The sequence below is a fragment of the Candidatus Phytoplasma fabacearum genome (assembly GCF_030586805.1).
Lineage (GTDB): Bacteria > Bacillota_I > Bacilli_A > Acholeplasmatales > Acholeplasmataceae > Phytoplasma > Phytoplasma fabacearum.
In genome coordinates this window covers 1-1,121 of sequence record NZ_JAOSIM010000050.1, presented here as the reverse complement: position 1 = coordinate 1,121, position 1,121 = coordinate 1, and the positions used below count along the sequence as shown (strand labels likewise).

Sequence of the window (1,121 nt, the reverse complement as noted above, 5' to 3'; positions counted from 1 at the left end):
ATATGAAGATATCGGATATTCATTTCTGAATTATGCAATTGATATCATAAAATTTGAAATAAGAGAATTAATTAGAAAAAGTCATACTCCTTCGATCCCCCAAAGAAAAGTAAAAGAAAAAATAAAATTCGACAACAAGGAATTAAGAGAAGAAACCACCCCTTTAACATTTTCTAAAAATCTAAACTCACATCAATACTGGTTAAGAGAATTAAAACATGAATTTTTTATTAAGAAATTAAAAAAAATTTAAGTGACACTGAATTTAAAATTATTTGTTTAGATTTTGGAATAACATTGGTAAATATTAACCACAATTATCCGTGCTGCACCCCAAAAGTATTACAATTAAATAATTAATTAATAATCATTAAGATCAATTTATCAGTTGGTCTTTTTATTTTTTACTTTTTCATATTTTAACTCAAAAAAATTAAAAAATATTTTTTTTATTTTGTTCGCCATTTTTTTAACTTTCTAAATATATAGTGAGGGGTTATTTTTTTAAACTTTTTTAAATGTAAAAAAATTTTTCCAAAGAAAAAGAAATTCAACAAATTTAACTCATTTAAAAAGAGCTAAAAACAAACAAAAATAACCAATAATTAGTATCTTTATTGTTAATTACTTAAAAAAATTGTATAGCAAACAGAGTTTAGCGCGCAGTATAGGGAATGGTTTTAATGTAATTTTTAATATGTAATTTTTTTAATTGACACAATTAACCCTTATTTGGTTAAAACTAATTATCATATTCATTATGACTAAAATCACTTTAGTTTCTGATAATATTATTAATATTTTTGAATTTTATATTATTAATAAAACCACTTTAAAATAAAGTTTTTTTAAAAAATAAAATTACTTTATTCATATCAAGATTTTTAGGTTTTAAATTGCCTTGATTATTTAAACACATAAAATTATCACAGTACCATTTTTTTAAATATCGATAAATATCTAAAGATAATGAATCATATAAATTACTTTGATTATACGGATAGATTAATTGCGTTTTATTCAGCGATTTATCTTTGCTGTTTTATTTACAATCAGCCCCCGTCCAAACCGGACAAGCAAGTTTCCCAGCATCCGGCTTTCCATAATTTACTCTCTTTCGA

1 pseudogene is annotated in these 1,121 nt (G+C 22.7%); it reads left to right on the top strand.

Going from position 1 to position 1,121, the window contains the following annotated elements:
- Nucleotides 1-253, top strand: a pseudogene (locus OC705_RS02535) (sigma-70 family RNA polymerase sigma factor); the annotation flags it as partial.
- Between the last annotated feature and the right edge of the window lie 868 nt (nt 254-1,121).